This window comes from Okeania sp. KiyG1 (assembly GCF_014132355.1).
Classification (GTDB): Bacteria; Cyanobacteriota; Cyanobacteriia; order Cyanobacteriales; family Microcoleaceae; genus Okeania.
In genome coordinates this window covers 40,002-55,724 of record NZ_BLZO01000084.1, presented here as the reverse complement: position 1 = coordinate 55,724, position 15,723 = coordinate 40,002, and the positions used below count along the sequence as shown (strand labels likewise).

At 35.3% G+C, this 15,723-nt stretch carries 9 protein-coding genes; 3 read left to right on the top strand and 6 right to left on the bottom strand.

Features of this window, described 5'->3' with window-relative positions; translation table 11 throughout:
- The first annotated feature begins 118 nt into the window (after positions 1-118).
- Together SAGCYANO_RS18305 and SAGCYANO_RS18300 are read left to right on the top strand one after the other, a co-directional pair.
- A complete protein-coding gene (locus SAGCYANO_RS18305; protein ID WP_202221378.1) occupies positions 119-331 on the top strand; it encodes a hypothetical protein in 213 nt (70 codons plus the stop codon).
- Between the two features lie 8 nt (positions 332-339).
- Positions 340-1,332 carry a transposase gene (locus SAGCYANO_RS18300; RefSeq protein ID WP_237396313.1) on the top strand — a complete coding sequence of 331 codons (993 nt, stop codon included), beginning with the start codon at positions 340-342 and terminating at the stop codon, positions 1,330-1,332.
- A 680-nt stretch (positions 1,333-2,012) separates the two neighbouring features.
- Here the strand turns inward: SAGCYANO_RS18300 and trxA are convergent.
- The 6 genes from trxA to SAGCYANO_RS18265 form a co-directional block, all read right to left on the bottom strand.
- Positions 2,013-2,345 (bottom strand): thioredoxin, encoded by a 333-nt coding sequence (trxA, locus tag SAGCYANO_RS18295; protein ID WP_202221376.1) that lies wholly within the window; start codon positions 2,343-2,345, stop codon positions 2,013-2,015.
- Between the two features lie 1,247 nt (positions 2,346-3,592).
- Positions 3,593-4,756: a GuaB3 family IMP dehydrogenase-related protein gene (locus tag SAGCYANO_RS18290; RefSeq protein ID WP_202221375.1), complete on the bottom strand. Its 1,164-nt coding sequence runs from the start codon at positions 4,754-4,756 to the stop codon at positions 3,593-3,595.
- Between the two features lie 1,629 nt (positions 4,757-6,385).
- Positions 6,386-7,309: a DMT family transporter gene (locus SAGCYANO_RS18285; protein WP_202221374.1), complete on the bottom strand. Its 924-nt coding sequence runs from the start codon at positions 7,307-7,309 to the stop codon at positions 6,386-6,388.
- Positions 7,310-7,768: 459 nt separating this feature from the next.
- A complete protein-coding gene (locus tag SAGCYANO_RS18280) occupies positions 7,769-8,305 on the bottom strand; it encodes a hypothetical protein (protein WP_202221373.1) in 537 nt (178 codons plus the stop codon).
- A 249-nt stretch (positions 8,306-8,554) separates the two neighbouring features.
- Positions 8,555-9,790, bottom strand: coding sequence for a response regulator (locus SAGCYANO_RS18270; RefSeq protein WP_202221371.1), 1,236 nt, complete (start codon positions 9,788-9,790; stop codon positions 8,555-8,557).
- A gap of 302 nt (positions 9,791-10,092) precedes the next feature.
- Positions 10,093-11,268, bottom strand: a complete 1,176-nt coding sequence (locus tag SAGCYANO_RS18265; RefSeq protein ID WP_237396303.1) for a response regulator — start codon at positions 11,266-11,268, stop codon at positions 10,093-10,095.
- 596 nt (positions 11,269-11,864) lie between these two features.
- Here SAGCYANO_RS18265 and SAGCYANO_RS18260 point away from each other — a divergent pair.
- Entirely contained in the window at positions 11,865-14,771 is a 2,907-nt protein-coding gene (locus SAGCYANO_RS18260) for a tetratricopeptide repeat protein (protein ID WP_202221369.1), read from the top strand.
- The last annotated feature ends 952 nt before the right edge of the window (positions 14,772-15,723 follow it).

The following is a 15,723-nucleotide window of genomic DNA, read 5'->3' as shown; positions in this document are numbered from 1 at the left end:
CTTATAGATAATATGACCAAAGCTGTACAAAATCCGGATGGGAATCTACCCATTTAGTTGACAAATAGGTAGATATGGGGATATATTAAAGAAGTAGTCAAGCATTGGAGGTCGAACAATGCAATTAGTAGAAAAGCATACAATCAATAGACAGCATAAGTTTTGGAAAGAATGTGATTATCTAGCATTGCAATCAAAACACTTGTACAATGCAGCTAATTACACTCAAAGACAATACTTTTTTGCTGAAGGTAAGTATTACAACTCAATAGATATTTACCATCAAACCAAGAATCATGAAGCGATTTTAGATACTTACCAACAAAAGTAAGTAAGCAAATAGTTAGACGAGTTTCGGAGGCTTGGAAGGGCTGGAAAGCAGCACTTAAGGACTGGTCAAAGTATCCTGGCAAATATTTAGGTAAGCCTAAAATCCCTAAGTATAAGCATAAAGAACACGGGAGAAATACTGTTATATATCCTTCAGATGCTCTGTCAAAACCATTGTTAAAAAAAGGAATTGTTAAACTGTCTCAATCCAATATTGAGTTCTCCAGCAAAGCTACTAACATTAATCAGGTTCGCATTGTTCCAAGACTTAACTGTTACGTTATCGAGGTTGTTTACACTGTCCCAGATGTTGATAAAAAGCAGTCTCAGTACGCTGCTGGAGTTGATTTAGGACTAACTAATTTAATGGCTGTAACTTCAAACCGACCAGGATTGAAACCTCTGTTGGTTAATGGTAGACCGTTAAAAAGTATCAATCAATTTTTCAACAAAAGACTCTCTAAAGCCCAATCAAAAGAGGCATGCAGACAGATAAAAGAACTCAATAGCAAGCGTGACAACCGAATTGATAATTACCTGCACACAGCAAGCCGTAGAGTCATTAATTGGTGCATTGCTAATGACATAACAACCTTGGTAATAGGCAACAACCAAGGTTGGAAACAAAGCATAAAAATAGGTAAACGAAATAATCAGCAGTTCACTAAAATACCTCATTCAAAATTAATCAATATGTTGATTTATAAAGGCGAACTAGCAGGGATTCAAGTTATTGTAACGGAAGAGTCCTATACCAGTAAGGCAAGTGCTTTAGACGGTGATACATTGCCTAAATACAAGCCTAATAGCAAGCATACCTTTAGTGGGAGAAGAACCAACAGAGGTTTATACAAGGCTTCTGCTGGTAAAACAATCAATGCTGATACTAATGGAAGTTTGAACATAGCAAGAAAAGTAATCCCAAACTTTATGGATGGGATAGAGGCATTGCCGTTTATGCCTTTAGTTCTGAAATTATGGACTAAGAATGAATTTGTCTAGATATGACTACTTATTGGTAGATATGTCCAGATTTATTTGAACGGTTTTAGGAGTAAGTTAAGTAACAATTTACAAAAAAACTGTGCAGTTGAAAGCCAAGTGGCTTTAGCCCTTGGATGAAAACAAGTTGTGGGAATTTATTCCCAAGTATCCCAAAATTTTGGATAATACCAATGAATGCAAATAGGAACAAGGTTTGTCCCATAGACTCAATGCTTTTAGGGGTGAAACTCCTGTCGGGCGGATGCTTCGCAGTTTATTTGTTTGTCGGCAATTCCCCTCCCGTTAACATTCGTATAACGGCAGACCCCTTGCCGACATCAAAGTTGGGGCTTACTTAATTTATAAATATACAAAATTTCCGAGACCACTGAGAATCTCGGCTAAGTCATAAAATAGGTTAATTCTACCTTACTTGCTTGAGAACTAAGACTGTAGAAAGAAAACAGTTTAATTATTGATATTAGTTCACTAGAAACTTTACGGAGCATAATGCTCTAATTGAAAGTATAACTGAGAATTACTTTCTGCTTCTAAACATAAAAATATCTCAGTAATGGTCGTTTTTTCTGTTGTTCTAGAGACACTTCATCAAATGTTCAGTGTATCTTAATTAGTTCTAAAAATTTATGGACACAAACAGTTTTCTACAACTTTCTACATATCTGTTTCAAAAGTTCTCAATCATTATCCACATACTTTTCTAAAGTTTGAGCCAATGTAGTTTTAGGAACAGCTCCAACCACCATATCAACTCTTTGGCCTCCCTTAAAAATCATCAAGGTAGGAATACTGCGAATGCCGTACTGACTTGCTACATTAGGATTTTCGTCCGTATTTACTTTAACTACTTTTATTTTTTCTTTGTATTGATCTGCAATTTCTTCAACTACAGGAGCCACCATCCGACATGGCCCGCACCAAGGTGCCCAGAAATCTACTAAAACTGGAACGTTACTGTTAAGCACTTCTTGCTGAAAACTGCTATCGGTGACTGGAGTTGCTGCTGTCATTCTTTACTAATCCTTCAATATTAATCTTTATGGTATGGCGTAGAATTCTTGCTTCTTTCAGATTGCCTCTTGACTAAACTTAACTTGGTACTAACGAAAGCCGAGAATTTCTCCCAAGTATATCAGCCAGACTGGCTTCAAAAGCTTTCCAGACTTGGTTGCTAGTCCAAGCCACGGTCTGCCTGACCGCAAAGGTGTGCCTATTTACTAGGCTTAGTGCAACTCAATTTTTTTTATACAGTTCATCAGTTGCCAGTTACATCTGTTTCAAAACACCTTTATTTTAATTTGGTGTTTTTTGATTGTAGCAAGTTAACTTTTCCCATAAAACACTAAATTTATTTTAGTTTAAATATTTGGGAAAAATTTAAGATAAAATCCTGAAAAATATGGTAGGTTTTAATCCTACCAATGTATCTATAAAAGAGTATAGTATAAACTGGTATCAAGGTTAACAAATTATCATATAACATTTTACATTCAAAAGTACTTACGCAAAATTTGACTGTGCTTTCGCCACCACAGGTTCTTAGTTTTGACCTTCTTGGACTCTTGGCCTCTAGATAATTTATCTAGCCTACGGAGTAGGGAGTCGGGTACTGCAACCAGTCCTAGCTTAACACAAAGTCGCCCTGAAATGGCGAGGCTTTTGGCCCAGCTTTTCGGTAACTATAATTTGTGTGTACCTTACTTGATTTGCACGATAAATGTGATATACACAATGAAGCAATTAACTGAGTAGCTTATGCCGAATCTGTGATACCCTAGTCACTACCAAAAAAATTTTGTCCTATCAAGCCTCAAGTGGTCACTCGCTCATGGAATGGCCATAAGAAACCGCCCAAACTTTTTGAGCTTGGGCGGAGTGTGGTGTGAGGAGTGAACGGAAACATGCATCTCCGCTATTTCTATTCTGACATTTCTTTTCAGATAATACCAGCATTTCTTTTCAGATAATACTAGATTGACTATTCCCCGGACTAGAGCCACGGGGATTCTAAGTAGATACTAGGCAACAGGATAAATTTGTGTTGCTTCGTCTATTCGAGCGCTGACCAAAGATATATTCTTTGGGGACGATGTCATTGTGCCCCTACGCAGTCGGCTAAGACCAATACCTAGCGTTCTGCTTACTTTTTGTTAGCAAAAATAGCGCAGGACAACTAAAGTTGTCTAGTCTAAACGACTCCCTTGTTTTCATCTCCCGGTTAAAACACGGGGGCCTTCAACGTCGCTTTTCGGTAAATTTACTTGCCCATACCTAATTGTTGAGCTTTTTGATAAACCTTACCCTCAGTCAACAATGAGGGAGCAATAACTACCTCAACCTCCTGCATTTCTTTCAAATTTTTAGCTCCCAAAGTGCCCATGCTCGTTTTGAGAGCGCCCAATAAATTATGTGTACCATCGTCCAATAGTGCTGGACCACGCAGAATTTGTTTGATGGTACCAGTAGTACCAACCTTGATCCGAGTACCTCGTGGCAAAACGGGACTAGGAGTAGCCATACCCCAATGGTAGTCACGCCCAGGTGCTTCTGCGGCCCTAGCTATAGGGGAACCAATCATCACCCCATCAGCGCCACAAGCAATACATTTACAAATATCTCCCCCAGTAATTAAGCCCCCGTCCGCAATAACTGGGACATAATTCCCCGTTTCTTGGTAATAATCATTTCGTGCTGCTGCACAGTCAGCTACAGCAGTAGCTTGAGGAACTCCTACACCTAAAACACCACGAGATGTACAAGCAGCACCAGGGCCAATACCTACTAGCACCCCTGCAGCTCCTACTTTCATTAAATTTAAGGCCACTTCATAAGTAACACAATTACCTAAAACCACAGGCATAGGCATTTCTTGACAAAGCTTAACCAAATCCAGGTTTTCCACTGACTCAGGCGAAAGAAATGCAGTGGAAACAACTGTGGCCTGGACAAAAAATAAGTCTGCTCCAGTATCAGCGACTACTTTTCCATATTTCAGTGCTCCCGCAGGGGTGAAGCTTACTGCTGCAATGCCACCTTGACTTTTTATTTCCTTAATTCTCTGAGAAATTAATTCTGGTTGAATTGGAGCGGCATAAAGCTCTTGCATTAAACCCACAAATTCATCTTTACCCACAGAGCTAATTTTTTCTAATATTGGCGCTGGGTCAGCATAGCGAGTTTGAATACCTTCTAAGTTGAGAACTCCCATAGCTCCTAACTCAGATAATAGAACGGCCATTTTGACATCAATTACTCCATCCATTGCGCTGGCAATAATGGGAATTTCTCTTTCAATGCCACCGATGTTCCATCTAGTGTCTGCTAAACTTGGATCGAGTGTTCGTCCCCCAGGAACTAGGGCAATTTCATCGATTCCGTAAGCTCTGCGAGCTGTTTTTCCACGTCCAATATATATATCCACTACTTTTACCTATTCCCAAGACCATAGACCATTTTAGTTAGAGTATCAAATTCAGAGGAGTATTGGTCATTAAGTCAAAAGTCTATTATTTAAAGTCAAACGGGAGATAAGATGAATAGGAGTCAGGAGTCAGGAGTTAGGAGTCAGTAAGAATAGCTTATATAAGTAGAGCAGGCTAAAAAAAAGGGCGTTGCTGAATACTGGGATGATTTCGGCGCTACACACCGGACACATCGGAGACACCGGACACATCTGAATTCTGAATTCTAAATTCTGACTACTATTAGACATCTCCAGAAAAGAGGCAGTAGGCAGTAGGCAGTAGGCAGTAGTGGCGCGTTTCAGCTAAAACTGTCCATTAGATGGGAAGGGTGGGAAGTGTGGGGAGAAAAAGACATCTACAAACAAAAAATCTATTGCACCATTTTAGATGAAACAGTCCAGTAGGGAGAAATAATTGATAATTTATGGATAATAATTGATTTTATTTTTGATTTTTGGAGATGTCTATTATTTTCTCCTGAATTCTAAATTCTCAATTCTGAATTCTGAATTCTAAATTCTGACTACTATTATTTTCTCCTGAATTCTAAATTCTCAATTCTGAATCCTAAATTCTAAATTCTGACTACTATTATTTTCTCCTGAATTCTAAATTCTCAATTCTGAATTCTAAATTCTCAATTCTGAATTCTAAATTCTAAATTCTGACTACTATTATTTTCTCCTGAATTCTAAATTCTAAATTCTAAATTCTGAATTCTGAATTCTAAATTCTGACTACTATTATTTTCTCCTGAATTCTAAATTCTCAATTCTGAATTCTAAATTCTAAATTCTGACTACTATTATTTTCTCCTGAATTCTAAATTCTAAATTCTAAATTCTGAATTCTGAATTCTAAATTCTGACTACTATTATTTTCTCCTGAATTCTAAATTCTCAATTCTGAATTCTAAATTCTAAATTCTGACTACTATTATTTTCTCCTGAATTCTCAATTCTGAATTCTGAATTCTAAATTCTGACTACTATTATTTTCTCCTGAATTCTAAATTCTAAATTCTCAATTCTAAATTCTAAATTCTGACTACTATTATTTTCTCCTGAATTCTAAATTCTAAATTCTCAATTCTGAATTCTGAATTCTAAATTCTGACTACTATTATTTTCTCCTGAATTCTAAATTCTCAATTCTCAATTCTCAATTCTAAATTCTGACTACTATTATTTTCTCCTGAATTCTAAATTCTCAATTCTGACTACTATTATTTTCTCCTGAATTCTAAATTCTCAATTCTGAATTCTAAATTCTAAATTCTGACTACTATTATTTTCTCCTGAATTCTAAATTCTAAATTCTCAATTCTCAATTCTAAATTCTGACTACTATTATTTTCTCCTGAATTCTAAATTCTAAATTCTGAATTCTGAATTCTAAATTCTGACTACTATTATTTTCTCCTGAATTCTAAATTCTAAATTCTCAATTCTGAATTCTAAATTCTGACTATAGTTAAAAACCTTTAAATCCTAAACCTGTTTCTCTTTGCTGAGGATGAACTCTTTCAGTAAGTTGATTAATAGCAGTTTCGTTTTTATTCCCGACTTGGCTCAAGATAATTCCAACTAAAATAATAGCTCCCCGATATAGTGAGCAGCGATGGGTTTTTCTCCTAAAATTAAATAGGCTGCTATGACTCCAGCAATGGGATTAAATGCACTGGCAATAGAAGCATCAGAACTACTGGTTTTACTTAATCCTTTTAACCACAGAATTTGACCTATTACGATAATAACTGCACTATAAATTAACATCCATTGCCATAAAAAAGGTGAAAATAGTTCCATAAAATGACCGCTGCCATAAAAATATAATGCAGTTATAAAGAAGATAAAACTTCCAAAACCATTACGAATAATATTAAAAAATCCTACGGGAATTCGATGAAGACGTGCTTTGCTAATAGTATTAGAAATTGCCGCACCTATCGCTCCAATTGCTGCTAAAATTTCTCCTGAACTGATAGATATCATATTTGTAGAATCAACTGAGTTTTGCCCAAAATTTTGCAAAACTATAATTAGAATAACTCCGGCAAATGAAATAATTGCTCCAGTAATTTTCCACCGATTAACTTTTTCTCCTAGTAAAAAAATAGCTAATGCTAAAGTTAAGGGTGGTTCAATACGTCCGATTAATATTACATTGTTAACCATTGTGCGAGAAAGTGCTTCAAATGAGGCAGCAGGAGATAGAGCGCCAGCTAGGAATGCAACGGCTAACATACTTGCCCAATCTTGACTTGAAAATTGTTGAAAATAACGTAGATTTAGTTGTTTTCTATAGATAATAATTAAAATTAATAAGGCGCAGATATTTCCCACAAATAAAACATTACAAAATGAAATGGGATTTTCGCCAGGAAATTTTTCGGCACCAATTTCTGTTAATTGTTTTGTAATTGCGTTAGAAGCACCGAAAATAACGATCGCTAATAGTAAGTAAATTTGTCCGGGTATTTTTTGCCAAAGGTTGGAGATATTTTTCATTAATGGATAATTGATAATGGATAATTGATAATTACCTCGGGTTTTAATCGTTACGGAATTGAATATAAGGAAATATTATTTCTTTTCTCTTGGTCGATGGTCTCCTCGCCATATCTATGAGACTAAGTAGTCGTGTAAAAATAACTTGAACAGTTTTTTTAATGAAAGCTATATTTCACAATTTATCCCAGATAAAATTTGTACAACTTATTCTTACATTGCTCCTAAGAGAAAAAGAATCAGGACTTACGCAAAGGCACTATTTATAGAGTTAAAGTACTATTGGACAATAGTTTTGAGCGCTATATATAGCGTATCTGCGTAAGTCCTAAGAATATTCCGTATTTTCGTAGCCTCCTGCTTTCGGTCCGGAATGCGGAACTAACAGCAGAAGGTACTGATAACTGATAACTGTTAACGCAGTTACGACCATAGGAGGCTAACTGATAACTGAAATGACTAGAGTTTCCAAGATTGATGACAAGTCCAAGAGTTATTGGGGTAGCGTTCATAAAATCGTAATTCCCATGATACTTCTGCTTGGGGATTGATAATTTTTTTTGCTATTTTTGCTAGTGTTTGTTGTTGTTCTGATGGGAATTTGTAGGCTAAACTGAGATGTAAATTATTTTTGAGGCGTAATTCATCAATACGAGTTGTTGAATTGGCAATATCGGCAAAATTAGAAATTAATTTTTCTAGCCAAATTGATTTTAATTGGAGATAATGAAAGTCTGTTTTTAACTCCATATTTACAACAACTATAGGTGGGGATGGGCTGTTATGACGAGCATTTTTTAAGGCAGTATCTAAAGCTTGAATATATATTGGAACTGCGGTTAATTGGTCGTGAAAAAAACCTGTTAAGGTGCAGTGGGGCATATATTTATGTGCAGCATTTTCGCTACATTCTGCACGAGTAGTGGTGAAATATTGTTCTAGTTGATTATTTAGTTTGCCTACTGGGCAAGCATATACGATAAATTCTTGTGGCATCAGATTATATCAAATCCGGTTAAATACTTATTATATGAGATGGGGGATGGGGAGATGGGGAGATGGGGAGATGGGGGGATGGGGGGATGGGGAGATTTAAGGCGAGAAAGTGTGGATAGAATTATAAACATATACTGTATAACCGGATTCTATATTATAGATTAAAACATTCTTTTTTCACCCTTGGTATGACTCTCCTCTCCTGACTCCTGAATTCTGAATTCAGAATTCTAAATTCTCATATTGCAATTAAGAAAACTGTAGAGCTAGGGTGTCAGACATAGGTTTTTGAGGCAAGCAAGAACTAGAAGTTACATATTTATTAACTATTTCTAGAACTTGTTTTTCTGTAACTGGTTTAATCAGATAATCCGAACATCCTACCATTGTTGCTCGAACTCTATCTATTAACCTATTACTGCTTGTTAAAATTATTACTGGTGTTTCTTTTAATTCTGAAATACGACGAATCTGAGCACAAATTTCATAACCGTTTGCTATGGGCATGATTAAGTCTAAAAAAATCAAATCTGGTTTTCTTTCTATCAAGGTTATGATGGCTTGGACTGAGCTGTTAATACCAACAAAATCAAGACTATTAGCAGTCACAATTTGTTTCATTTGATGGCAAACTATTAGGCTATCATCTATACAAGCAATTAAAGGTTGATTTTTTTTCTCTTGGCTACATTCTCTTTGTTTATATAACTGTGGATTTGTTTTTTGTAAGTGGGGAAAAATTACGGGAATATCTGGTAGTTTTCTCAGCTTAATTAATCCTTTTTGAATATGAGGCAAGAGAAATTTTGCTAGACGAAACTGGTCTGATTTTATTTTACTCGCGATATCTCTTAAACTACGTTGACTGTTGATTAATTTTCCTAATTTATTATAGAGAATGGGTGATATTTGTGCTTGGAATTGTTCTGGTTGAGATAAAATTATCCCAAAGTTAGGAGATAAATTTTTCAACCCTGAATTACTCCAATTACACCAGTTTTCTACTGCTTTTTTAAGAATACTTTTTGTGTCAATTAAAACTATTGGCCAATGCAGGATGTTTTTCTTAGTATTTGGTTCAATTTTGTAAATTATTTTTCTCTGATTTTCCTGTTGTAATATATCGAATAGTACTTCTAAAACTATTGATTTAATTATCTTGTCAAACTTTTCTCTAGTAATTTGCTGTTCTTGCAGTAAACTACACAATAATTGATAAATCCAGAAATTATGATTATTATTAATTTGAAAGGGGTGTAAATTTATCGGATTAATTTTAACTTGATACCGTATGATATGTTGTCGTAATTGTCGTCGAGAATATTGTTCACTACAACCCCAGACTATACGACCTCTAAAAAAGTAAAGACTCCACTTATCTGTGGAGCTAGCTACTACATTTAAACCACCTGTAAATTGTTTTCTACTAATAGCGATTAGTCGATTAGTTAGACTCAGATTATTAATATTTGTAGTGGATAACATAAGTTGTCTAAAATAATAAGATTTGTAACAGATATTTTATACTATAAAATATAGTATACATAGTATAATTTTTTGATACTGGCATTTAAGATATTTTTAATTTTATAACAATAAAATACTGACAGTTTTGTAGATGTAATGGTCAATTCAAATAATATTAGTTTGGGCTAAACTGAAACTTCTATTCCTTCGTTCGTTGCCACCAAAAGCTGATTATCAAGTGAGATTAGCCTCAAAGTCAGTTTTAGATTAGTACTATTACGGTCGTTAAATTTCGATCTAGCTAAACAATTGCAAATAACTTATAAGCTTGTTTGATCTGGTTTTTCTGGCGACTTAGGTGGTGACTTAGGAGGATAATTATGTAAATATCGCTTTACTATTGCCAATATTTTTTTCGGCTCAAGAGGCTTGGTTATATACCCTGTGGCTCCCACCATTTTAGCGCGAACTCTATCGACTACTCCATCGTTTCCAGTGATGATAATTATGGGTGTATTCTCAAAAATGGGTACTCGTCGCAATTGAGTACAAATTTCATAACCATTAGCAATTGGCATCATTAAGTCTAAAAAAATTAGATCGGGTTTATTTTCAATAATTATTGGTAATGCTTTAATAGAATCTTTAATTGCGATAAATCTATAATCTGCACTTTTAAGAATTCTCTCTAACATATAACAAACTTGTTTACTATCATCTACGCAAATAATTAATTCTTTGATTTTTGTTGGAGGTTTCTTTTGATTCAGTTCTGGCTGTAATCCTGGGCTTCCTTCAATACGTTGTTTATCTGGAACTGATTTAAGAATAATTAATTCATTACGCACATAAGGCATTAAAAATAAAGTTAATTGACGCAAATCTTTATTCATCAAAATAGCTATCTCTCGGAGAGTTCTTTGACCATCCACTAATTTAACGATCGCTTTATAAGAGTTGGGTTTAGCTATTTGTTGTAATAATTTTTGTTTAATAATTTCAGGAACTAAATTAGGAGAATATTCAGTTAAATTAGACTGCTGCCATGCTAAAAATGATTTATGAAGAGAAGGAATTATAGCTTCAGGAGGAATAATTGCAGACATTAAAATTAATGATTTTTCTAATCCTCTTGGAGATAGATTATAAGCTAATAGTTCTTGTGATTGCTGTAGTAAAATATCAAACAAAACTTCTTTGATATTTTCAATAACAACTGCTTTAAGTTGGCTGACACTTGAGACTTTTTTTCTATACAAAATAGAAAGAAGATGATAGTAATAATTATTAATATCGTTCTGCTCTCGTAACTTCATATTAGCCAGAGAAATATTCGGGCAAAATTGATTCCAAATCCTATGAAACCTGCGGTTAGGATGTTCGCCACCAGCAGCCCAAACCAGACGACCAACACAAAAGAAGATCATCCAACTTTTCTGAGAACCCTTTACTTCTAACTTCCCTGTAAATTGATCGGGAAGCTCATTGATCAACAAATTAAAAAGTTTATTTTTCCGATTTTCATTACTGTTCATTTTTAATACGAATTGAATAAAGAATTAGGTAAATCAAGATTTACAGCCATAGAATATAAATTTATAAAAAAATCTTGTAGACAATTATTGAGTGCAGTATTCTCATGACAATCAAAATAATTTCCTATTTTTCAGTAAAATTTATTGGCAATGTCAAAATACATTTTTATGAATGATTTTTCTGAAAAAACAAGATAAAAGGGTAAAAATATCTATCATTTCATCTATTTATATAGTTTCTTAGTTCTTATTTTACACGGAAATTTTTTTATTAAAAATAGTATAGGTCTTACTCATCCTAAATCAACTCTCCTCATACACAAAATTCTCTAGTAAGTAGAATCTCCGATAGACAAAATAGTACAAAATATCTTTTAAGAGGATATATAGTAAGACCCATAATGCTAAATGGCCAGATTAAGATGATATGGTCTTTAGCTAGTGCAGGATGGCGGAAATAACTGACCAGTTACAAAATCCTAAAACAATTACAAATCAATACTTTTGACTTTTTAATTTTGACTTTTGACTTTTGACTTTTTTAGAGGACTCCTACAGTGAAGAATTCCTATCTCTACCTTAGTTACTTGAGCGCGATCGCTATTATTCTTTTTCCAGTACACACCATCACAAATATCCCGAATGTCTTGGCCCAAACTCCTGAAGCGGAAAGTTCGCCAGAACCTTCTGCCTCCAAGGCTGAAGCAGATAAGTTATTTGAAACAGGTGTGGAAAAATTTCGGACAGGAAAGTTTGATGAGGCCCTGGAAAGCTACGAAAAAGTTTTAGCAATTCGTAAGGAGCTGGGGGACCAGGCCGGAATTGCCCAAACCCTGAATAATATGGGGGATGTTTATGTTAACCAAAGGGAATATGAACAAGCTTTAGATGTTTTGCAACAAGCTTTAACTATTCGCCGAAAAATAAATGACCGCCCTGGGATATCGGAGACTCTAAACTTGATTGGTTTTACCTATCAACGACAGAGGGAATTTTCCCAAGCGTTAAATTTGCATCAAGAGGCTTTAGATATTTCTCAAGCGGTGAAGGACCGTCCTAATGAAGGAGAGTCATTGCATAATATTGCTGCGGTTAAGGCAAGTCAGGGACAACTTGACCAAGCACTGGAATTTTACGAACAGGCGCTGACTATTCGAGAAGAGGTGGGCGATCGCCGAAATAGAGGACGTACTCTCAATAATATGGGGGTGGTCTACTTTCGGATGGGTAATTATGAGAAGGCTTTGGAAACATATCAAAAAGCTTTAACTGTGCGTAGGGAAATTAATGATAATGCTGGGGTTGGTCGTTTATTAAATAATATAGGTTTTGTCTATCGGGAAAAGGGTGAAGACTCTGAAGCTCTGAAATATTTTCGGCAAGCTGTGGCGATGTTAGAAGGTATTGGCGACCAAAGAAGTGTGGGGCGAATTTATGGTTTTATGGGGGAACTTTATGAAAAGCAAGGAGAAGAAACTAAAGCATTGGAGGTTTATGAAAAAGGGTTAGAAGCTGCTAAAGCTGCGGAGGATAAGACTGCTCAATTAGAGGCTTTGGATTATTTGGGTGATGCTTATTATGAAATAGGAGAAGATGTTAAAGCACAATCAATTTATGAACAAAGTTTAGCTTTTTATCAAGAAGCAGAAGATAAGGCGGGGGAAGGTAAAGCCACTCTTGGTTTAGGTAAAGTTTATAACCGTTTGGGAGAAAATGATAAAGCCAAGCAAGTTTTATTAAAGGCTTTGCCTATGAATAAGGAAGCAGGAGAAAAGTCGGTTATTGCTGCCAATTTTAATGCTTTGGGTGAAGCTTATTATAGTTCTGGTGATTATTCTATTGCTCTGAATTATCATAAACTTGCTTTGAATAATTTACCAGATAAGGAGGATAAAAATGCTGTTGCTGTGGCTTATGAAGGAATAGGAGATTCTATGTTTCAGCTCAGACAATATCCTCAAGCTTTAGAAAATTTAGTAGAAGCATTGGCAATATATAAAGAGAGTGAGGAAAGGTTTAAGGAGGGTAAAATTTATGAGCAGTTAGGCACAATATTAGTAGCTCAGGAAAAACCAGAATTGGCAGTGGTTTTTTATAAGCAAGCTGTTAATTTGAATGAAACTATACGGAGTCAGGAAAGCGAGAAAAGTTTCTTAGAAAAGCCTGAAGAAATTTATCGAAATTTAGCAGGTTTACTATTACAACAAGAACGTATTGTGGAAGCTCAACAAGTATTAGATTTGTTGAAAATTCAAGAATTAGATAATTATCTAGGGAATATTAAGGGGAATGAAGCAACAGCAACCGGAGTTAAACTATTAGCTGCTGAAGAACAAATACTGACTGAAGATATAACAGATATTTTAGAACGGGAGATTGATAAAAATAATTTAAAAGAGGATTTTCCAGAATTTAAGGATTTACAAGCAAAATTACAAAAATTACCTGGAACAGTGCTATTTTATCCGTTAATTTTGGCAGATAAATTAGAATTAGTATTAATCAAAGCAGAAGGCGACCCAATACACAAAACCGTAGAAGTAAAAGCAGAAGAAATAGAACAAGCGATCGCTGAGTTTCGGCTAACAATTTTGACTCCTGTTGGAGATGTCAAAGGTTCTGCGGAAAAACTCTATAATTGGTTAATCAAACCAATAGAAGATGAGTTAATTAAAGCAAATGCCAATACTATTATTTATGCACCAGATAATCAACTACATTATCTTCCTTTAGCAGCACTTTATGACGGAGAAAAATGGTTAGTAGAAAATTTTGGTGTGAATAATATAATTGCAGCTAGTCTAACTAATTTTGAGCCTCAACCGAAGAATCAACCCCGTGTATTGGCAGCAGCTTTAACCGAAGGTAATTATCAAGTTCAGGTCGGAACTCGCCAAGTTGAATTAACACCAACAACAGTAAAATTAGTCGAAAATTTAACAGAAACAATTCCTGACTCTCGTAAACTTGTTAACAACGAATTTAGTTCTGAAACAACAATTAGTAGTTTTAATGACTACAATATTGTGCATTTAGATACCCCCGTTGTCTTATTAAATGGAGAAACAGGAAATGGGAAACCAGAAGACTCTTTCATATTATTTGGAGATGGCGATCGTGTAACTCTGCGCGATATGGAAAGTTGGTCATTACCCGATGTAGATTTAGTCGTATTAAGTGCTTCCGAAACTAACATTGGCGGACAAATAGGTAATGGAGAAGAAATAGTAGGTTTTGGTTATCAAATGCAAAATGCCGGAGTTGAAGCAATAGTTACCTCCTTGTGGCGAGTTAATGATGATTCAGCTCAATTAATGAATACTTTTTACACAGTATTACAAGAAGGAAAAAGCAGAACAGAAGCATTGCGGCAAGCTCAAATAAATATGATTACTGGAAAGGATAAAGAAGCAAATAATCCTTACTATTGGTCATCATTTATCTTGATAGGAAATGGATTTTAGGCGTTGTTGAAGCGCGTGTATGGTATTAATCTTAATTACTTAGGAGTAAACCCACCCCTAACCCCGACCGTGGAGGGGAGGGGAAGTCAGGAGTCAGGAGGGAATAAAGAAGAAGAAGGAAGAAGAAAAAGCTTGATTATTCATTAATGGATAATGGATAATTACCTTAAAAGGGGAGGCTTTAAACCAGAATTATTTAATAATTAATAATTAATTATTCGGTAATATCCTGCTGTTTGAGCTATTTCATAAGTCAAATGCAGTAATGACGACTGCTATATCAATATCAATTAGAAACCCGGTTACTGAAATTAACCGAGTTTTTTTGTGGGTGTTGCTGATTTGATATAACACACAGAAAATTACAGTGCTTTTGTTCATTGATGAACTACATCGCCATAACCAAAACCCTGTAGGGACGTTGCATAAGGGCGTCCCTACTATGGTCTACTGAAATGAAAACCGCTGTAAAATCTAGATAGGTACATTACATTTCATTAACGCACCCTACTGGACTGTTTCACCTAAAATAGTGCAGAGCGCTTTTTTCGTCACCCCATCCCCCCATCACCCCCAAATTCCCCTCCAGGGAGGGAGGGGCGAGGGTGGGTTCCCATCACCCCATTTTCTAATGCAACATTTAAGATGAAACAGTCCACTACTAGAGAATAAATTAAGCATAAATACTTGATATAGCTACCTATTGAGTCCTGACTCTTGTGAAATCATACATTTATTCAGCAACGCCTTTTTGTGCATAACCTCTAATCAATCAGATATATGTTGATATGATAGAGGTTGAGGTTTCCTTTCATATCATTTCTCATTAGACATCTCCAGAAAAGAGGGAACAGGGAACAGGCAACAGGGAACCCACCCCTAACCCCTCCCTGGAGGGGAATAATTGATAATTTCTGGATAATAATTGATTTTATTTTTAATTTTTGGAGAT